Below are 18,927 nucleotides of genomic sequence, written 5' to 3'. Positions count from 1 at the left end.
TATTATCTCTTTCTTATTGTAAGACCGAATGCCAAACTTTTCAATAGAAATTGTATTGATAATGACTATCAGTAGCGGAATGTCAACAAAAAACATTGAAATAATTAACTTTGTTCTTTCCTTGATTCGTCATTTAGTCACATAATTGCCCTTGTATTCAGCAATAATAACGGCGATTTTTGCAGTTTTTTGTTACAATGGGTTTATTGGTTAAATGAAACAAGGATGTGAGTCCCATGAATAATTATCTACAGGCCATCATTCTATATGCAATAAAAAAATTTCAAGGCGAACGTTCCATTTATGCTATATACCATATGCTGCAGGGAAAGAAATCGTCACAAACAATCCAGGATGCCCATTTATTCGGGTTAACGGATATTTTTGGGACAATACCTCGATTTACCCGTCAGCAATTAAATCAAAACATTGAACATTTACTTAAGCATGACTTGATTAATTTAACGGATAAATCAGATGCATATGAAATTAGTATGCAAGGTGAGGGAATGTTAGTCGATTACTTTAATAATAATCCATTTCCGACGTATATAAATGGTTGGAAGTATCACAATATCACCCCGGTTTTCTGGGGGAGGTTAAACTTACTCATTCAAACCATATCCCATATTGTCCACAATGAAAGACGTTTTTATCCGATACAACGAAATCCCAAAATCCAAATCTTCGTAAAGGAATTTTTACATGCTAATCGTCAGGATCGAGCCTTGATTGCTCAACATCTATATGATGAACTGATATCCCTTTTAGAAAATCAAAGTGAAATGAAACGAGACATTTTCATTTTGAAATTAACCGGAATAAACAGGATTGGACTTACATTTGAACAGATTGCAAAAAGGAAAGATGTAGAAGAAGAGTATGTTCGCTATACATTCCTTGACTCATTGCATCAAATGCTTGCAGAAATGGAAACGGGAAAGGATTACCCTCTCTTGTCCACATTAACCAATGATTGGAAAAGAAGCGGGAATCCTCATTTGACACAATCTACACAGACTACTTTACGATACATCCAGGAAGGGAAAAATTTGGGCGAAATATCTGAAATCCGTAGATTGAAAGTCAACACCATTGAAGATCACCTCGTAGAAATTGTTTTATCGGACAAGAGTTTTCCGATTTCAGATTATGTGACTATCGAGGATGAGAGGGAAATTGATGTAGCTATTAAGGAACTTGGAACGAAAAAGCTTAAAGCAATCAAGCAGATGGTCGATAATAAACAGATAAGCTTTTTCCAAATAAGACTTGTACTTGCGAAAATAGGTGATGGATGATGAATATAGAAAGAGTCCTCAAAGAAAAATTCGGATTTGATGAATTCCGTCCTGGACAAAAGGAAGTGGTTGAATCATTGATGTCCGGCCGTCATACTTTAGCGATGCTACCGACCGGATCAGGTAAATCATTATGTTACCAGCTGCCGGCTTATCTTTTAAATAAGACCGTCTTAATTGTCTCCCCGTTATTATCATTAATGCAGGATCAGGCAGATCAACTGAAGATGAGTGGCGAAAAAAGTGTATTGACGCTCAACTCTTTTTTGACGCTAAATCAAAAAAGGAAAGCTTTCGACCGGTTAAATAGTTATCGTTTTATCTTTTTATCTCCTGAAATGCTAAGCCTGGATGGTGTGATAAAATCCTTAAAATCCATAGAAATAGGTTTGTTCGTCATAGATGAAGCACACTGCATCTCACAATGGGGGTATGACTTCCGACCGGATTATTTGAATTTAGGAGAAGTGAGGCGTGAATTGAACAATCCGTTGACTCTTGCCTTGACAGCAACTGCAACCGATGAGGTCCGGAGGGACATCGTTGGTAAACTTAACATTGGGCAGGTCAAGGAAACAGTTTCATCTGTTGATCGGGAAAATATTGCAATTATTGTCGAGCGAATGTTCAGCTATGATGAGAAGCTAGCCCGTGTGCTGGAGCTTGTCAGGAAATTTACCGGAAGCGGGATTATTTATTTTTCCTCTAAAAAAGTGGCTGAATCGGTCACTGGGTTTTTACAGGAAAACGGGATCGATAGTGTCAATTATTATCACGGTGGAATGGAACAGGAACAAAGAATGCTCATTCAGCAGCAATTCATTTCCGGCCAGTTAAAAATTATATGTGCAACAAGTGCTTTTGGAATGGGTGTGAATAAATCTGATGTCAGATATGTTATACATTTTCACCTCCCATCGACGATGGAAGCATATCTTCAGGAGATAGGCAGGGCGGGACGGGATCGGAAGCAAAGTGTGGCTGTCTTATTATATAGCGAAGGGGATGAAGGACTCCCCCTTCATTTGATGGAGCAACAGCTGCCTACGGATTCGCAAATAGAAGGTGTATGTACTTTCCTTAATGCATCACAAAAAATTCCGGTGAATTTGACCCTCTCAGAAAAAGAACAGCTGTCTCAATCCTTTTCGTTGAACGAAATCCAGCTACGTTTTTTTACTCAATTTATTACGGGCAATAACTTACAACAAGTGGCAGAGATGAAAGAGTATTGTCAAGAGAGAAAATCCAGGAATCAAGAAAAGCTACATAAATTCCTTCACTGGATATATGCACAGGAATGTCGCCGTTTAGGGATACTGGACTACTTTGGAGAAAAGCATCGGGAAGTAAACCCCATCTGCTGTGATATCTGTGGGATGAATGCCGAAAAAATGGCTGATGTATGGCCGGAGGTCAAGGTGGATCCGGTCAATTCCTTTACCACGTGGAAAAAGGAATTGGCTTATATCTTATTAAAAAAGGAAAATGGCAATGAAAAATAAACAAGCTGAAATAATTAAACAACTTACAAATAAACAGTTGCTATATAATTTATTTCTTACACAAATTATTCTCTTAACGTTAGCCATCTTTTTAGGTATTATTTTATTTAAAGACCGTTCTGCTTTTTTCGACTTATTTATCTTTGATGACCTGAACATTTTACTGATTGGAATTCCCGCTGGAGTCATTGTCGTGTTAATTGACTTATTGCTTATGAAAGTGACGCCATCTTCCTATCAGGATGATGGTGGAATTAACGAACGCATTTTCAGTAATTTGTCATACCCGATGATTTTTGTCGTAGCTTTAGTGGTAGCGATAAGTGAAGAAGTATTATTCCGTGGAGTGTTGCAAACACATTTTGGTTTGCTACTTACCAGCCTCATTTTTGCAGCCGTTCATTATCGTTACCTTTTTAATTGGTTTTTATTTTTAAATGTTTTGGTTTTGAGCTTCTTTATCGGTTTTCTATTTGAAATGACTAATAATATCATCGTGACGATAACGGCCCACTTTTTGATTGACTTTATCCTTGGTATTTTAATCAGGAACAAAAAACAAAGAGGGTTTAGCAAGAAAGGGGGTGACTTGAATGAGCCGAGTACAAAAGAATGAAAAAGAAAACGATCAGGCTGGTGAACTTCGTTCGCGAATTGAACGTCAGAAGGCTAAGTCATCATTGCCCAAGCGGAGCAAAGTCCACCAGAATAAAAAGAAAAAAAGTAAAGTGAAGATTAAGTTCCCGATGATACAATTATTAGCGTTATTTTTTATTTTACTTCCAATTGGATTTTACACTCTTTATACATATCTGCAGGATAGGCCTGTACCTAATACGAAAAGTGACCAAGTCGTCTTTGAAGATAAAGAATCGATTCCAACTACAGCAACGGCAGATGATTTAAAGGAAAAAGAATCGGTAAAGGCTGGAACTGAGAAAGAAAAAGAAGAAGCTGAGGCTAAAGCTAAAGCGGAGCAAGAAGCTGAAGAAAAGGCCAAAGCGGAGCAAGAAGCTGAAGAAAAGGCCAAAGCGGAGCAAGAAGCTGAGGAAAAGGCCAAAGCGGAGCGAGAAGCTGAAGAAAAGGCCAAAGCGGAGCAAGAAGCTGAAGAAAAGGCCAAAGCGGAGCAAGAAGCTGAGGAAAAAGCCAAAGCACAGCAAATAGCTGACGAAAAAGCAAAGAAGGCAGCAGCAGAAAAGAAAAAGGCTGCCGAGAATGTTCAAACAGCGAAATCGGATAAAGAGAGTTATAAAGTTGTCTTACATACTGTTCAAGGTGAAGAAACATTATTTCGCATTTCCATGAATTACTACAAATCACAGGAAGGGATTGCTCTGATCAGGGAGTGGAATGGGCTGAATGGCAATGAAATTTCCAAAGGTCAGGTATTGAAAATTCCGATCAAGAAATAACGATGGCACTCTGTCTTTATTATAGGCAGGGTGTTTTTTAATTGTTTGACTTGGTTCAGTATCAAGGCAAACGTGATATGTACTTTATCATTTTTTCCTCTACTCTTTCATATCATGATTTGAAAGAGTAGAGGAGGAAATGCGATGGAACCGACAATCATTTTATTGGATGAGAAAACGGATCAAGCAACAAAACAAATGCTGCAGAATGTCGTGGATCGAAAGAAAAAATTCGAGGCACTTAAAAAGAAACACCTTCAAAGCTTATGGGCGACCATGATTGTTGCTGCCTTTTTTATGATTTATCTTTATTTTTATATCGTTGTACCTTATTCCTATTCCTTTTTCAGTATGTTTAGTGTTTTCGTCGACCATTTTAGCCATTTCCTTTTTTTGGCGGCAGCAATTGGTCTATATGGATATATGGTTTTAATTAAAAAAAAGCTTGATAAGGCTGAAAAGGAGTTTCAATTGCTACGCTGTGAAATCATTAATAAAAGCAAGCAGTTATGGGAAAAAGAGGAAGAGTGGAAAAGTCGCCATAAGATTTTTGAAATGATGAAGAAGAATTATGATATTAACTTATATCATGAAAATAAATGATGATCGCGTTAAATCATATTTAATTGCGGGTAATATGGATTTATGGTTATATGAAAGTACGTTTGGGATAAGGATGGAAAGAAGGTTTAACTAAGATGTTATGGTTATCTGGATTATTTTTAGTCATCATTCTGCTGTCATTTGCCACGATCATTTACATGTGGCGTACGGCAATGCAAGATAGAGTTATTTTTCAAGACTTATATTTCAAAGACTTTCCTGAAGGCTTTGGCGATGTTCGGATTTTTTTCATATCCGATCTTCATCGACGGATCGTTACGGACAAATTAATTGAGGAAGCTCGTGACAAGGCAGATTTGGTGATAATCGGCGGTGACATTAGGGAAAGCGGGGTTCCCTTGGAACGCGTGGAAAAAAATATATTGAAACTAAAAGAACTTGGTCCCCTATATTTTGTTTGGGGTAATAATGATTATGAAGGAGACTTCCATGAACTGGATGCGGCTCTTTTGAAACACGGTGTGAAAATCCTTGATAATACAGCTGTTTCTTTTGAGTCTCAAAATGGCAGCAAAATCGCTCTTCTGGGCATTGATGATATATCGGAAGAACGTGATAGACTTGACCTTGCCCTGTCGGATTGCGGGAATGAAGATTTTCGGATTTTGGTGAGCCATAATCCATTGGTCAAGAAACAGTTGACTCCGGAACACCATATTAGTCTCGTCCTGTCAGGTCACACCCATGGCGGGCAGATTCGCATATTCGGATTCGGGCCCTATCAGATCGGCAGCATTAAAAAAGAGGGGAACTGTTTATATATGACGAGTAACGGCTATGGGACAAGCGCAGTGCCTTTAAGGCTTGAGGCTAAGCCGGAAACGCACCTCTTCACCCTGAAAAGGGGGACAGACACTGAAATAGGCGAAGCAGTGGTAAAAACCTATTAGGCTGCTTTTAATCGAGCATATCGGGATTTTACAGACTTTGAAAAATCCACTATAATTTCAACAAATGATCGTACAGTTATTGGAGGCCTTGTAAAACCATGCAAGAAGGTAAATATAATATAAAGGCAGTTTCAAAACTGCTAGACATTCAGTCGGGAACCCTTAGGGCATGGGAAAGGCGCTATAAATTTATCGAACCTGTCAGGAATGAATCAGGGCACCGGCTGTATACTGAAAAACATCTGCAAATCCTTAAGTGGCTCATTAATAAAACAAAGCAAGGTTTTACAATAAGCCAAGCTGTTTCACTTCTCGAAAGTACCGGCACTCTAGCGCCTGAAGTTTCTGAAACGAACCGTAAGTATGAACAAGCGATTAAGTTATCGGATGAATTAATTGAAGCCCTATTGAATTTCAATGAAAATAAAGCCCATATGCTGATAAGCCAAGCATTCAGCATGTATACAATCGAACAAACCATAGTTGATGTCCTCGGTTCAATATTGATTCAGATTGGGGATAAATGGGAAAGAGGCGAAATTACTTCCGCTCATGAACACTTTGCGTCAAACATCCTAAAATCCCGGATCAGTTCAGTTATGCATACGATTCCGACTAATGGTTTTCTTCCGAAAGCCCTTACCGTTTGTGCTCCCGGTGAAAAACATGAATTTGGACTGTTGGTCTTCACCATTTTTTTGAAGCGAAAAGGGTATGAAACCATTTATTTAGGTGAATCTATTGCTGATAAGGACCTTTTCACCGTATTAAACATCATAAAGCCCTCTTACCTATTCATGTCATGTTCACTGAAAGAGAATCTTGATGGAACATTTAGGCTGGTTGAAGCGTTAATAAAGGATTTCCCGGATTTGAAGGTGGGTCTTGGCGGTGCGGCGCTGAGCCTTATTTCCGAAGAATACCGTACGGCCTTCAGCGGAGTTTTAATGGGGGACACGCAATCTAAATGGGAGGAATGGCTGAAAGGTTAGCGGCCCGCTGCTTAGGCGAAATAATGGATATGCACCCTGCGACCAAGGCTTCATATGATGTATGAAGATGGTAACCAGGGGGCATTTTTTTATGAAGCTGGAGCGATTAACTAATAATAAAATCAAGATTTTTTTGACCCTTGATGATTTAATTGATAGAGGTATAACAAAAGAAGATATTTTAGGTAATTCCTTAAAGGTCCACAAGCTATTTCAGGATATGGTCGAAGAAGCGTGCGAAGAACTCAGCTTTAAAATGAGTGGTTCCATTGCAATCGAAATTTTCTCCTTGCCTGCTCAAGGGTTGATAATCATTGTGACAAAGGATGAAGAGGAATTATTGACTGACGAAGAGGAATTCTTGGATTTACAAGTGAAAATTGATGACTTCCCCCATATTCTGTATGTTTTCAATGACTTTGAAGATATCGTCCAATTATCTCTTAGATTATCTTTTCAAGGCTTGCTTAAGAGTACTCTTTATCATTTTGAGGGAAGATACTATTTACTTATCGAAAATGTTAAAGAAACGACCTATGACACGGTCATATCTTTAGCGGCTGAGTATGGCCATGCATCTACATTGACACTCAGCCGCATCAATGAATATGGAACATGTATAATCGAAAATGAAGCGATACATGTTTTGCTCACACACTTTAGCTGAGTAAAACAAATGAGACAAGGCAGCCACATTATGGTAAAACAATGCGGTTTGCCTTATTTGTCTCAACTTTCGGACGAAGAAGATAAACGGTAAAAGAGTAAGAAAACAGTTGATATGATAACGTTTTCATTTTTAGAATATTTCCAACTTTTAAATTCCCATTTTTACTCTTGCATAAATGTAACGAAGGTGTATACTAGCACATGAAGAGGACTATTTGTACATTATAATTTTATATATGGATGAGATTTTCTAGGAGGTACTTTTAATGGAATCGGCAAAAGACAATAGCCATGTAAATGAAGAAGAAAAACACGACGTACTGAGGTCTACCCAAACTGTAATACATAAAGCTTTGGATAAGCTGGGTTACCCGGAAGAAGTTTTTGAGCTGTTGAAGGAACCATTGCGTTTATTAACGGTGAAGATACCGGTTCGTATGGATGATGGCTCGGTTAAAATTTTCACAGGTTACCGTGCACAGCATAACGATGCTGTTGGGCCTACAAAAGGTGGTATCCGTTTTCACCCTAATGTAACGGAACGTGAAGTGAAGGCATTATCCATTTGGATGAGTTTGAAATGCGGCATCGTTGATTTGCCATACGGCGGGGGAAAAGGCGGTATCGTTTGTGATCCTCGTAATATGTCATTCCGTGAGCTTGAAAGGCTGAGCCGGGGCTATGTTCGCGCAATTAGTCAAATCGTGGGGCCGACTAAAGATATCCCGGCACCTGATGTATTTACAAATTCTCAAATCATGGCTTGGATGATGGATGAATACAGCCGTATGGATGAATTCAATTCGCCAGGTTTCATTACGGGTAAACCGCTAGTGCTTGGTGGTTCTCATGGCCGTGAATCAGCCACTGCTAAAGGTGTAACCATTTGTATCAATGAAGCTGCCAAGAAACGCGGCATCGACATTAAAGGGGCACGGGTCGTCATTCAAGGTTTTGGTAACGCAGGTAGTTTCTTGGCTAAATTCATGCATGACGCAGGTGCTAAAGTCATTGGGATTTCGGATGCATATGGTGCTCTTCATGATCCTGAAGGATTGGATATCGATTATCTTCTCGATCGGAGAGATAGTTTCGGAACCGTAACGAAATTGTTTAAAAGCACAATTTCAAATAAAGAACTGCTTGAATTGGAATGTGATATTTTAGTTCCGGCGGCAATTGAAAACCAAATCACTGAAGAAAATGCTGCTGATATCAAAGCATCGATCGTTGTCGAGGCAGCAAACGGACCTACAACAATTGAAGCGACACAAATCCTAACGGATCGCGGAATCCTTCTTGTTCCTGATGTCCTTGCTTCTGCTGGCGGTGTAACGGTTTCTTACTTCGAATGGGTACAAAACAATCAAGGGTATTACTGGTCTGAAGAAGAAGTGGACGAAAAGCTGGAAAAAATTCTTGTTAAATCTTTTAATAATATCTATGAACTTGCACAATCAAGACGTGTTGATATGCGCCTAGCGGCTTATATGATTGGCGTAAGAAAAATGGCTGAAGCTTCTCGCTTCCGTGGTTGGATCTAAAAGATTCAAATCGTGTATAAATTTATAGTTAAAATCATGTTCATTGCATTATCATTGAAATGATTTGTAAAAACTCCTATCATGTATTGATAGGAGTTTTTATTTTTTAGACGAACGAATTACATAGTGCATGGAAAGGCAGTGGAATAAAGATGAATGTTGAAGAAGTCATTATCATAGGTGGGGGCCCTTGTGGATTGGCTGCTGCAATCGCTCTTAAAGAAGTGGGAATACAGTCCCTGATCATTGAAAAAGGCAATGTGGTTGATTCCATTTACCGTTATCCGACACATCAAACATTTTTCAGTTCGAGTGAAAAACTGGAGATTGGTGATATCGCTTTTATAATCGAAAACCGTAAACCGGTCCGCAATCAGGCGCTAGCCTATTATAGGGAGGTAGTCAGAAGGAAAGAATTACGGGTCAATAAATTCGAAAAAGTGGAAAAGGTGGAAAAACGGGAAGACGGGAAGTTTTTAGTCAAAACATCGAAAGGTGACTATACAGCTCTACATGTGATCATATCGACCGGGTACTATGATCATCCTAACTATATGTGCATACCGGGTGAACAGCTCCCTAAAGTGTTTCATTACTTCAAGGAGGGCCATCCCTACTTTAATTGTGATGTTGCAGTCATCGGTGGCAAAAACTCAAGTGTGGATGCAGCTCTGGAATTAGTCAAATCAGGAGCAAGGGTTTCAGTCCTTTATAGAGGATCGGATTACTCTTCAAGTATCAAACCTTGGATCCTTCCGGAATTTGAATCATTAGTCCGCAATGGAACGATCAAGATGGAATTTAATGCGAATGTTGACAGGATAACGGAAGACAGTGTCATCTATCATGTAGGTGATGAGGAAAAAGTTATTAAAAATGATTTTGTATTTGCAATGACTGGTTACCATCCTGACCATTCCTTTTTAGCTTCAATGGGCATTACTATTGATAAGGAGACTGGAAGGCCTGCATATAACGAGGAAACGATGGAGACGAACGTTAAAGGTCTTTATATTGCAGGAGTTCTGGCAGCCGGAAATAATGCGAACGAAATCTTCATCGAGAACGGCAGGTTTCATGGTGGATTGATTGCTTATCATTTGGCTGTTAAAGAAAAATAATTTTATATAAATGAGGAGCTGGGACCGTATGGAAAAAATATCATTAATAACGACTGGGGGGACTATTGCCAGTAAAGAAACTGCGAATGGTATGTTGGCCTCTGGTGCATTGACTGGCCATGAGTTGGCATCACTTTGCGAATTGCCCAACGATATCGAGGTTAAAGTGGTTGATATTTTCCAGATTTCAAGCATGTCCATGTCCTTTGAGAAAATGCAACAGCTTAAATCAGCCATTCAAAAGGAACTGGAGGATCCTGAAGTTACGGGAATCGTCGTGACCCACGGTACGGATACACTTGAGGAAACGGCATATTTCCTTGATGTCACGAGTAAGGATCAACGTCCAATCGTAGTAACCGGCTCCCAACGGTCTCCTCAAGAGGTGGGTACTGATGTATATTCCAATCTAAGGAATTCGATATTATGCGCTGCGAGTGATCTTATTAGGGATGTTGGCGTAGTGGTCGTTTTTAATGAGCGGATCTATTCAGCAAAGTATGTCAAAAAAGTGCATGCTTCCAATTTGCAGGGGTTCGAATCTTTTGGCTATGGATATTTGGGGATAATTGATAATGATGTAGTCAGCATCTATCAAAAACCTTTACATAGGGAGTGTTATGATATTCAGAAAAGCATCCCCAGGGTGGATATCATCAAGTGCCATACAGGCGCTGATGGCCTCTTTATTGATGCTGCGGTTGCAAACGGAGCGAAAGGTATCGTGCTCGAGGGTGTAGGAAGGGGACAAGTTACCCCTGTAATGGTAAATTCCATACAAGCTGCAATCGATAAAGGCATAACGATCATCATGACTACAAGTGCAGAAGAAGGAAAAGTTTACCCAGCTTACGATTATGAAGGCAGTGCATTTGATTTAAAACAACGCGGTGTGATATTAGGCGCGGATTATGACAGCAAGAAGGCTAGAATTAAATTAGCTGTCATGCTGGCAAGCGAAAACCCTATGGATGAGACCTTCTTTAAGTACTGAAGGATTAAATAAAATTTGGAAGACTTGATTCTTGGATTCAGTTTTTCTTCATTCCATGGTACGATTAAGGAAAAGAAGATGAAAAGAGGGTCAGCTAATGCTGGTCATGTTGTCAGCGGCCATTGCGCCAGGATTGGCGCTACTGAGCTATTTCTATTTGAAAGATCAATATGAAACCGAACCGATATCGGTTGTGGTCAAAACATTTTTATTCGGTGTATTTCTTGTATTGCCGATTATGTTCATACAGTATGTGCTCGAAACCGAACATATCTTGAATACTGATTTAGCAAATGCTTTTTTATGGGCTGCACTTCTTGAGGAATTCTTCAAGTGGTTCATACTCATATATGTAATTTATCAGCATGTGGCATTCGATGAGCCATATGATGGTATCGTTTACGGAGCTGCAGTCTCCCTTGGATTCGCTACAATGGAGAATATTTTGTACCTGCTGGCCAACGGGGTGGAACACGCTTTTCTCAGGGCCGTTCTCCCAGTATCCAGTCACGCTTTGTTCGGTGTGATCATGGGATATTATTTGGGCAAGGCGAAATTTTCGGCTTCGAATAATAGGGTCTATTTATTATTGGCATTGATCATACCAATTTCTTTACATGGGGTTTACGATTATATTTTAGTTTCCCAAAAATTTTGGGTGTACTTTATCATGCCATTCATGATTTATCTATGGTGGCTAGGTATGAAAAAAGTAAAGAAAGCACGTTTGTTGTCTGACTTTCACGCAGAAAAACTTTCACAAAATCATTACCTTAGTAAATGACGAATATTATCAAAACGGAGTGCTGGCATATTTTGCCCGCTCCGTTTTTTTTATGTTTGGAATAAAAAAGCCAGTAAAGAAGAAAATAGAATTACATTAATTCAAGAAAAAGAGGAGTGTTTTTGATGAAAGGAATTTCGTCAAAATGGAAATGGCTTTTGCTGTTTTCGTGTATAACTATTTGTTTCGGAATTTACCCGGAAACAAGAACAAATGCCTTTTCGAGCCAAGTTATTCAAAAGGGTGCGGTTGGTGATGATGTAATTGAAATGCAGGCACGCCTACAAAACATCGGTTACTATAATGGAAAGATTGATGGAGTCTATGGGTGGGGCACCTATTGGGCTCTTCGAAACTTTCAACAAGATTTCGGTCTTCCAATCGATGGTTTGGCAGGGACCACAACAAAACAGAAGTTGGCGAATGCCTCTAATTTCAATAAACAATTTGTTCATGAACAGATCAATAAAGGGAACGAGTTCACCTATTATGGGGGAGTCCCCATTGAGAAACAGGTAAAAGCGAAAGGAAAGGGATCTTCGTCTGGAGGGACAACTTCCGGTAAGGCCCCTTCCAAAACAACGACATCAGCCAATCTTCCAGGAGGATATTCTCAAAACGATATACAGCTGATGGCGAATGCCGTTTATGGAGAGTCACGAGGGGAGCCGTATACAGGTCAGGTTGCCGTCGCAGCAGTAATACTGAATAGGGTGGAAAGTGCTGCCTTTCCTAATACCATTTCGGGAGTGATTTTTGAACCTGGGGCCTTTACGGCTGTTGCGGATGGACAGATTTGGCTGACACCGAACGAAAGGGCGAAAGAAGCCGTGGTGGATGCTATTAATGGGTGGGATCCAAGCGGTAATGCAGAATATTATTTTAATCCCGATACGGCAACAAGCAAATGGATCTGGTCAAGACAACAAATTAAAAGAATCGGAAAACATATCTTTTGTAAGTAAAGAGGTGAAGGAAAATGATCAGGAATATAGTGATTGCCCTGCTTGTTGTAGTTGTTGCGGGAACTGCATTCTGGGGCTATCAAGAACATAAGGAAAAAAATGCTGTATTAATCAACGCGGAAAATACGTATCAGCGAGCCTTTCATGATTTAAGCTATCAAGTGGATTTATTGCACGATAAGGTCGGCAGTACTTTGGCTATGAATTCACGTTATTCATTAAGTCCGGCTTTAACAGATGTTTGGCGTATCACTTCCGAAGCCCAAAGTGATGTCGGGCAGTTGCCATTGACATTGCTTCCTTTTAATAAGACAGAGGAATTCTTATCAAAAATTGCGGACTTCAGTTATAAAACAGCGGTACGTGACCTTGAAAAAGAACCACTGAATGATAAGGAATATGCGACTCTACAATCCTTGTACACACAGGCAGGGGACATCCAGGGCGAGTTAAGAAAAGTGCAGTATCTGGTCCTTAAAAACAATTTAAGATGGATGGATGTCGAAATGGCTCTTGCATCAGGGAAAGAAAGTTCGGATAACACGATCATCGACGGATTAAAGACGGTAGAGAAAAAAGTATCTGGGTACGGGGAAACGAATGAGATGAATCCGACTTTTACTTCTGCACAACAGAGGGATGAGAACTTCAAAAATTTGCAAGGTGAAACCATTACAAAGGAAGAAGCAATTGCGACGGCAAAAAACTATGCACACTCAAAAAGCAAAAATTTGCAGGTGAATGTTGAAGAGAATGGAAAAGGTTCCGATTATGGATTTTATAGTGTGAGCATCCTCGATAAAGATTCCAATACCGAATTGAATATGGATTTGACAAAAAAAGGCGGTTATCCTATTTGGTATATAAATAATAGGGACGTGAACAAAACAAATATTGATTTGAATCAAGCCTATACAAAAGCCGAAGATTTTTTAAAGGAACATGATTTCAGTTCACTTGAGTTATTTGAAAGTGCTCAGTACGATAATATCGCATTATTGAATTTCGTGACATCAGAAAATGGCGTCAAGATTTATCCTGATTCAGTCAAGGTCAAAATCGCCTTGGATGATGGATCCGTTATAGGGTTTTCAGCCGACGAGTATTTAAAATCACATAAAACCAGGGAAATAGGGAATCCAAACATATCCGAGAAAGAAGCCAAGGACAAAATAAACAGTAATGTAAAAATAATGGAAGAAGGAAAGGCGTTAATCACCAATGATATTGGTGAAGAAGTTCTTTGTTATGAATTTCTCGGTACGATTAAAGATGATACCTACCGTATTTTCATTAATGCAGATACCGGTCAAGAAGAAAAGGTGGATAAATTAAAGAATTCCGAACCTGTATACGAGAATTTAATTTAATTTAAATTTTTATCACGAATCATTAATTGTAGGGAAATGTGCTTAGTCACTTTCCCTTTTTCTTATTTCATGAAATAATACCTTAAATGATTATTGGATTATATGGGAAAATTCATGGGTAATATTATGTGTTTTCCTTCCTATCAAAAAGGACGTGGACGACGATGTTCAAAATTGGTGATATATTAATGCTCGAACCGAAATATCCATCACAGAAGGACTGCATGTAACCTTGGATACTGCCATCATCCAGAACATTCCGAGTTTACCCCTTTTGCGCATTAACGGAGGATATCAGTGCAGGCGGAGCTTCCATAAGGCTTATAAAAGGAACTAATCTACAATCGGTTTCGCAATTATACCTGTGGATGGCGCTTACGCTAAAAATCAGGTGAGATTCATTATTAAAAGTTAAAAAGCAAAGTCATTCGCGTAACGGAGAAAGAACATGGAGATATGCTTCTGCACGTCCAATTTCTTGAACCTACAAAAAATGATGTACAGTCATTAATGAGATTTATATTTGAAAAGCAGGTCGATTTAAAGAAAAAAGGCTTGTATGTTTAACATGATTGAATGAAAAATAGCGATTCCATCCATACTGCTAATATAAACAGATGGAGGGTGCGGCTTTTGAAAACATTTGAAAGACTATTAATTAAAGTGATCATCATCCAATTGGCCTGCTTATTTTTTTTCCAGTTCCTTTTGAGCATGGAGGATCAAATCTTTGATTTGACCAAGCTCTCGAGGTATGAAGGTGTCACTAGCAATAATTATACGAAAATCATTGAAACATTCAATGGGACCGATAAGTAAAAGCGGTGTTCCGCTTTTTTTGTATGAAGATTTTCAGGTAAAGGATAACTTTTGATGGCTGTAGTGATCAAAAAAAAGAACAAAAGTGATTTTGAACGTACACATCCCTTTTATTAATGATTTTCCCGCTAGTTGTGATAAAATGAAAGGGTACTAAATAATCAGCATGATTGTAGGATTTTTGGGAGGATTTATGGAAAAAAAATTATCAGTCGCAATCGATGGACCAGCTGCTGCTGGAAAAAGCACGGTTGCTAAAATTGTTGCAGAAAAGTTCAATTACATATATGTGGATACAGGTGCAATGTACAGGGCACTTACCTATAAGGCCCTTAATCAAGAGATTCGCCTGGATGATGAACAAGCATTATCAGAAGTTCTCATCAATACGGAAATCGAATTAAGACCAAGTGAAAATGGACAGTTGGTGTTCTTGGATAATGAGGACGTGACAGCCCAAATCAGGAACAATGAAGTGACTGGTTCCGTTTCGGAAGTGGCAAAGCACCGGAGCATCAGGGAAGAATTGGTTCGCAGGCAGCAAATCTTTGGTGAAAATGGCGGTGTCGTCATGGATGGCAGGGACATCGGTACGCATGTTTTACCAAACGCCGAAGTAAAGGTATTTCTAATCGCTTCTGTGGATGAAAGGGCACAGCGGAGGCATCAGGAAAATATATTGAAAGGTTTTCCATCAGATATCGAAAAATTAAGGGAAGAAATTGCAACGAGGGACAAGCTGGACTCGGAACGCGAGGTATCGCCCCTGAAAAAGGCGGCAGATGCTATCGAAATTGATACGACTTCTTTATCGATTCAGGAAGTTGCAGAAAGTATCATGTCTTTAATAGAAGAGAGGAAAAGATAAAATTGGATTTTTACACATTTGCCAAAAACGTCGTAAAAGGCGTTTTAACGCCTGCGTATAGGGTTAAGACGCTCGGAAAGGAACATATCCCTAAAGATGGCGGAGTATTGATCTGTGCCAATCACATTGATAATTTGGATCCGCCTGTAGTTGGCATGACATCTCCAAGGGATATTCATTTCATGGCGAAGGAAGAGTTGTTTCAAGCACCTGTTTTAAAGGGGATATTACCCAGAGTGAATGCTTTTCCGGTTAAGCGGGGCAATAGCGATCGTGAATCCCTTAGAAAAGGTTTAAAGCTTTTGAAGGAGGGCAAGGCGATTGGTCTGTTTCCCGAGGGAACCAGAAGCAAGACTGGTGAATTGGGAGAAGGTTTGGCGGGTGCTGGATTTTTCGCGTTGCGGTCTGATGCCGTTATCATACCCTGTGCAATCATCGGCCCATATAAATTTTTGCGTCCGTTGAAAGTCGTTTACGGTCCACCGATAAATTTTACCGAATATCGCGAACAGAAAGTATCAGCCGATGAAGCTACAAAAATCATCATGGACCAAATTGGGAAATTGATTTCCAAGCATAAATAGTCGTTCATACTTGACAATTTTCTGATTTTGTTAGAATTTATAAAATAAGGGTATTGTTCCTTATTGCGGATGAATGGGAATATAACTTTTATTACTCTAAAAAAACTGTTTTTATCTTTAGTAGGAAAGTGTTTTTATTGAACCACTTTAAATAAAATATGTGGCCGATGAAGAGGAAGTTTGCTGATCAGTCATGGGTTAAGGAGGAGTTAGTAATGACAGAAGATATGAACCAGGTAGAAGTGAACAATTACAAAGTTGGGGATCAAGTTAAAGCAACCGTTTCAAAGGTAGAAGAAAAACAGGTCATTGTCGATGTGGAAAACAGCAAGACTGATGGAATCATACCCATCAGCGAGCTTTCAAGCCTGCATGTCGAAAAGGCGTCAGATGCCGTTTCGGAAGGTGATGCATTGGAGCTGGAAGTAATTAAAGTCGAAGAAGAAGCTCTCATTCTATCAAAACGTAAAATTGACGCTCTTAAAGCATGGGATGACCTGGAATTGAAATTTGAAAATGGAGACGTATTTGAGGCTGAAGTTAAAGATGTCGTCAAAGGCGGGCTTGTTGTAGATCTAGGCGTACGTGGTTTTGTTCCAGCTTCTCTAGTAGAAGACTATTTCGTTGAAGACTTTTCTGATTACAAAAACAAAACTTTAACATTCAAGATCGTTGAGCTTGAGAAAGACAAGAATCGCTTAATCCTCTCACATCGGGCAGTGGTCCAAGACCAAAAGGAAAAGCAAAAAGCAAACGTTTTGGATAAGATTGAAAGCGGGCAATTGCTTGAGGGCGTGGTCCAAAGGATTACCGATTTTGGTGCCTTCGTGGATATTGGAGGAGTAGACGGCCTTGTCCACATTTCCCAGCTTTCCCATCAGCATGTCGACAAGGCATCCGACGTCGTTTCCGAAGGGGATAAGGTGCAGGTGAAAGTACTATCCATCGATCGTGACAATGAAAGGATTTCACTTTCCATTAAGGATACCCTTCCGGGACCTTGGGCAGGCATTGCAGAAAAAGCGGCCAAAGGCTCAACACTGGAAGGTATCGTTAAACGCCTTGTTTCTTTCGGTGCATTCGTGGAGATTTTTCCAGGAGTAGAAGGGCTTGTCCATATTTCTCAGATTTCGCACAAGCATATTGCCACACCGCAAGAAGTACTTAAAGAAGGCCAGTCTGTGGAAGTGAAAGTGCTGGAAGTCAATGAAACGGATCAACGTCTATCATTGAGCATTAAGGAACTTGAAGAACCTCAATCCAATTACAACACATCAGATTATGAGCTCCCTGAAGAATCGAAGGGATTTCAGCTAGGTGAAATGATCGGTGATCAATTGAAAAAACTAAAATAAGATTATAATGGTGATGGCCTTGGAGAGAAAACAACGAAAATTAGATCATATAGAATTTGCGCTAAAGACAGGACAGCAGCATAAAACCGGACTAGAAGATATTTCGTTTATTCACCAAAGCTTACCAGGTATTTCCTTGAATAATGTGAACCTCACATCAGAAGTTGGCGAACTTGAATTAAGTTCGCCAATTTTTATAAATGCCATGACCGGAGGCGGAGGCCCTGAAACCGAAAAATTGAATGGTGACCTAGCCATTGCTGCACGGGAAACAGGAATCGCCATGGCGGTAGGATCGCAAATGGCAGCCATCAAGGATTCTAGCCAGCAAGCTTCTTTTAAAGTTGTAAGGAGGGAAAATCCTGATGGTGTGTTGATTGGTAATCTAGGTGGTGAAGCAACAGTCGAACAGGCTAAGCGGGCCATCGAAATGATCGGGGCCAATGCCCTTCAGATTCATATTAACGTCATCCAAGAATTGACGATGCCTGAAGGGGACAGGGATTTTGCGGGTACCCTTTCGAGAATAGAAAAAATCAGCAGAACGATCGGAATTCCTGTCATCGTAAAAGAGGTTGGATTTGGGATGAGTATGGAAACGGTGCAGCAATTACATTCCGTGGGTGTTTCGATTATTGATGTAGGCGGGTTTGGCGGAACGAATTTTGCTAAAATCGAGAATGAAAGACGAGCAAAAATACTCGGATATTTTAATGAATGGGGCATACCGACAGCCGCTTCGATTGTCGAAGCAGTTAATGTTTCACCACAGTTATCAGTCATTGGGTCGGGTGGCATCCAAAGCCCTTTGGAAATTACAAAAAGCCTAGCATTAGGAGCGAAAGGTGTCGGATTGGCCGGACATTTCCTCAAGCTCTATAAAGAGCTGGGCCTGGAAAAATTGATTAAAGAAATAAATTACATACATGAAGACTTGAAGGTCATCATGACTGCACTCGGGTGCGCTAATATCTCAGAGCTAAGGAAATCGAAATTAGTCATCAAAGGAAATACCTATCATTGGTTGTCTCAAAGAGGCATTGATTGTTCGGCTTATGCTAAATGAATGACTACAAAAGAAGCATCTCATTTGAAACGAATTGAGATGCTTCTTTTTGTTCAGGAATAGA

At 39.7% G+C, this 18,927-nt stretch carries 19 protein-coding genes; all 19 read left to right on the top strand.

All coding sequences use genetic code 11. The features are described 5' to 3' along the window. Positions 1-236 precede the first annotated feature (236 nt). The 19 genes from NYE63_RS18290 (at position 237) to fni (ending at position 18,863) form a co-directional block, all read left to right on the top strand. On the top strand, positions 237-1,301 hold the full coding sequence (locus NYE63_RS18290; RefSeq protein ID WP_342602194.1) for a helix-turn-helix domain-containing protein: 1,065 nt from the start codon (positions 237-239) through the stop codon (positions 1,299-1,301). After that, positions 1,301-2,806: an ATP-dependent DNA helicase RecQ gene (locus NYE63_RS18285; protein WP_342602193.1), complete on the top strand. Its 1,506-nt coding sequence runs from the start codon at positions 1,301-1,303 to the stop codon at positions 2,804-2,806. Before NYE63_RS18290 ends, NYE63_RS18285 begins: the two co-directional genes overlap by 1 nt. Continuing rightward, complete coding sequence (locus NYE63_RS18280) at positions 2,796-3,422, top strand: CPBP family intramembrane glutamic endopeptidase (protein WP_342602192.1); 627 nt, start codon at positions 2,796-2,798, stop codon at positions 3,420-3,422. The genes NYE63_RS18285 and NYE63_RS18280 overlap by 11 nt, the downstream gene beginning before the upstream one ends. Continuing rightward, a complete protein-coding gene (locus NYE63_RS18275; RefSeq protein WP_342602191.1) occupies positions 3,400-4,218 on the top strand; it encodes a LysM peptidoglycan-binding domain-containing protein in 819 nt (272 codons plus the stop codon). The genes NYE63_RS18280 and NYE63_RS18275 overlap by 23 nt, the downstream gene beginning before the upstream one ends. A 144-nt stretch (positions 4,219-4,362) precedes the next feature. Beyond that, positions 4,363-4,821: a YpbF family protein gene (locus NYE63_RS18270; RefSeq protein ID WP_342602190.1), complete on the top strand. Its 459-nt coding sequence runs from the start codon at positions 4,363-4,365 to the stop codon at positions 4,819-4,821. 95 nt (positions 4,822-4,916) lie between these two features. Then, the gene (locus tag NYE63_RS18265) at positions 4,917-5,732 is read left to right on the top strand and encodes a metallophosphoesterase (protein WP_342602189.1); all 816 of its coding nucleotides are present in this window, start codon (positions 4,917-4,919) and stop codon (positions 5,730-5,732) included. A 98-nt stretch (positions 5,733-5,830) separates the two neighbouring features. Continuing rightward, positions 5,831-6,724, top strand: a complete 894-nt coding sequence (locus tag NYE63_RS18260) for a MerR family transcriptional regulator (protein WP_342602188.1) — start codon at positions 5,831-5,833, stop codon at positions 6,722-6,724. A 91-nt stretch (positions 6,725-6,815) separates the two neighbouring features. Continuing rightward, on the top strand, positions 6,816-7,391 hold the full coding sequence (locus NYE63_RS18255; protein ID WP_342602187.1) for a genetic competence negative regulator: 576 nt from the start codon (positions 6,816-6,818) through the stop codon (positions 7,389-7,391). Positions 7,392-7,659: 268 nt separating this feature from the next. After that, positions 7,660-8,937, top strand: coding sequence for a Glu/Leu/Phe/Val dehydrogenase (locus NYE63_RS18250; protein ID WP_148358742.1), 1,278 nt, complete (start codon positions 7,660-7,662; stop codon positions 8,935-8,937). A 152-nt stretch (positions 8,938-9,089) separates the two neighbouring features. After that, positions 9,090-10,058, top strand: coding sequence for a YpdA family putative bacillithiol disulfide reductase (locus NYE63_RS18245; protein WP_342602186.1), 969 nt, complete (start codon positions 9,090-9,092; stop codon positions 10,056-10,058). Positions 10,059-10,086: 28 nt separating this feature from the next. Next, the gene (locus tag NYE63_RS18240; protein WP_342602185.1) at positions 10,087-11,052 is read left to right on the top strand and encodes an asparaginase; all 966 of its coding nucleotides are present in this window, start codon (positions 10,087-10,089) and stop codon (positions 11,050-11,052) included. A gap of 97 nt (positions 11,053-11,149) precedes the next feature. Beyond that, on the top strand, positions 11,150-11,836 hold the full coding sequence (gene prsW, locus NYE63_RS18235) for a glutamic-type intramembrane protease PrsW (RefSeq protein ID WP_095389678.1): 687 nt from the start codon (positions 11,150-11,152) through the stop codon (positions 11,834-11,836). Positions 11,837-11,961: 125 nt separating this feature from the next. Then, positions 11,962-12,801 carry a spore cortex-lytic enzyme gene (gene sleB, locus NYE63_RS18230; RefSeq protein WP_342602184.1) on the top strand — a complete coding sequence of 280 codons (840 nt, stop codon included), beginning with the start codon at positions 11,962-11,964 and terminating at the stop codon, positions 12,799-12,801. A gap of 14 nt (positions 12,802-12,815) precedes the next feature. Then, the gene (gene ypeB / locus NYE63_RS18225) at positions 12,816-14,171 is read left to right on the top strand and encodes a germination protein YpeB (protein ID WP_342602183.1); all 1,356 of its coding nucleotides are present in this window, start codon (positions 12,816-12,818) and stop codon (positions 14,169-14,171) included. 633 nt (positions 14,172-14,804) lie between these two features. After that, positions 14,805-14,990 (top strand): YpfB family protein, encoded by a 186-nt coding sequence (locus tag NYE63_RS18220; RefSeq protein WP_342602182.1) that lies wholly within the window; start codon positions 14,805-14,807, stop codon positions 14,988-14,990. 193 nt (positions 14,991-15,183) lie between these two features. Continuing rightward, the gene (gene cmk / locus NYE63_RS18215) at positions 15,184-15,858 is read left to right on the top strand and encodes a (d)CMP kinase (protein ID WP_342602181.1); all 675 of its coding nucleotides are present in this window, start codon (positions 15,184-15,186) and stop codon (positions 15,856-15,858) included. Between the two features lie 2 nt (positions 15,859-15,860). After that, the gene (locus tag NYE63_RS18210; protein WP_342602180.1) at positions 15,861-16,442 is read left to right on the top strand and encodes a lysophospholipid acyltransferase family protein; all 582 of its coding nucleotides are present in this window, start codon (positions 15,861-15,863) and stop codon (positions 16,440-16,442) included. A 215-nt stretch (positions 16,443-16,657) separates the two neighbouring features. Further along, positions 16,658-17,797, top strand: coding sequence for a 30S ribosomal protein S1 (gene rpsA / locus NYE63_RS18205; RefSeq protein ID WP_342602179.1), 1,140 nt, complete (start codon positions 16,658-16,660; stop codon positions 17,795-17,797). Positions 17,798-17,816: 19 nt separating this feature from the next. Next, positions 17,817-18,863 (top strand): type 2 isopentenyl-diphosphate Delta-isomerase, encoded by a 1,047-nt coding sequence (fni, locus tag NYE63_RS18200; RefSeq protein ID WP_342602178.1) that lies wholly within the window; start codon positions 17,817-17,819, stop codon positions 18,861-18,863. The last annotated feature ends 64 nt before the right edge of the window (positions 18,864-18,927 follow it).

Origin of the sequence: Peribacillus sp. FSL E2-0159 (assembly GCF_038643155.1) — a bacterium.
GTDB classification, from domain to species: Bacteria; Bacillota; Bacilli; order Bacillales; family DSM-1321; genus Peribacillus; species Peribacillus simplex.
Note: the sequence above shows the minus strand (reverse complement) of the source record. Positions and strands in the feature narration are given on the sequence as shown.

What these genes read in the sequence shown, in the direction of transcription:
- NYE63_RS18245 (WP_342602186.1), top strand. Translation starts at nt 9,090, where the DNA reads ATGAATGTTGAAGAAGTCATTATCATAGGTGGGGGCCCTTGTGGATTG.
- prsW (WP_095389678.1), top strand. Translation starts at nt 11,150, where the DNA reads ATGCTGGTCATGTTGTCAGCGGCCATTGCGCCAGGATTGGCGCTACTG.
- NYE63_RS18265 (WP_342602189.1), top strand. Translation starts at nt 4,917, where the DNA reads ATGTTATGGTTATCTGGATTATTTTTAGTCATCATTCTGCTGTCATTT.
- NYE63_RS18255 (WP_342602187.1), top strand. Translation starts at nt 6,816, where the DNA reads ATGAAGCTGGAGCGATTAACTAATAATAAAATCAAGATTTTTTTGACC.
- cmk (WP_342602181.1), top strand. Translation starts at nt 15,184, where the DNA reads ATGGAAAAAAAATTATCAGTCGCAATCGATGGACCAGCTGCTGCTGGA.
- sleB (WP_342602184.1), top strand. Translation starts at nt 11,962, where the DNA reads ATGAAAGGAATTTCGTCAAAATGGAAATGGCTTTTGCTGTTTTCGTGT.
- NYE63_RS18270 (WP_342602190.1), top strand. Translation starts at nt 4,363, where the DNA reads ATGGAACCGACAATCATTTTATTGGATGAGAAAACGGATCAAGCAACA.
- NYE63_RS18280 (WP_342602192.1), top strand. Translation starts at nt 2,796, where the DNA reads ATGAAAAATAAACAAGCTGAAATAATTAAACAACTTACAAATAAACAG.
- NYE63_RS18290 (WP_342602194.1), top strand. Translation starts at nt 237, where the DNA reads ATGAATAATTATCTACAGGCCATCATTCTATATGCAATAAAAAAATTT.
- NYE63_RS18250 (WP_148358742.1), top strand. Translation starts at nt 7,660, where the DNA reads ATGGAATCGGCAAAAGACAATAGCCATGTAAATGAAGAAGAAAAACAC.
- NYE63_RS18285 (WP_342602193.1), top strand. Translation starts at nt 1,301, where the DNA reads ATGAATATAGAAAGAGTCCTCAAAGAAAAATTCGGATTTGATGAATTC.
- rpsA (WP_342602179.1), top strand. Translation starts at nt 16,658, where the DNA reads ATGACAGAAGATATGAACCAGGTAGAAGTGAACAATTACAAAGTTGGG.
- NYE63_RS18275 (WP_342602191.1), top strand. Translation starts at nt 3,400, where the DNA reads ATGAGCCGAGTACAAAAGAATGAAAAAGAAAACGATCAGGCTGGTGAA.
- NYE63_RS18240 (WP_342602185.1), top strand. Translation starts at nt 10,087, where the DNA reads ATGGAAAAAATATCATTAATAACGACTGGGGGGACTATTGCCAGTAAA.
- NYE63_RS18260 (WP_342602188.1), top strand. Translation starts at nt 5,831, where the DNA reads ATGCAAGAAGGTAAATATAATATAAAGGCAGTTTCAAAACTGCTAGAC.
- ypeB (WP_342602183.1), top strand. Translation starts at nt 12,816, where the DNA reads ATGATCAGGAATATAGTGATTGCCCTGCTTGTTGTAGTTGTTGCGGGA.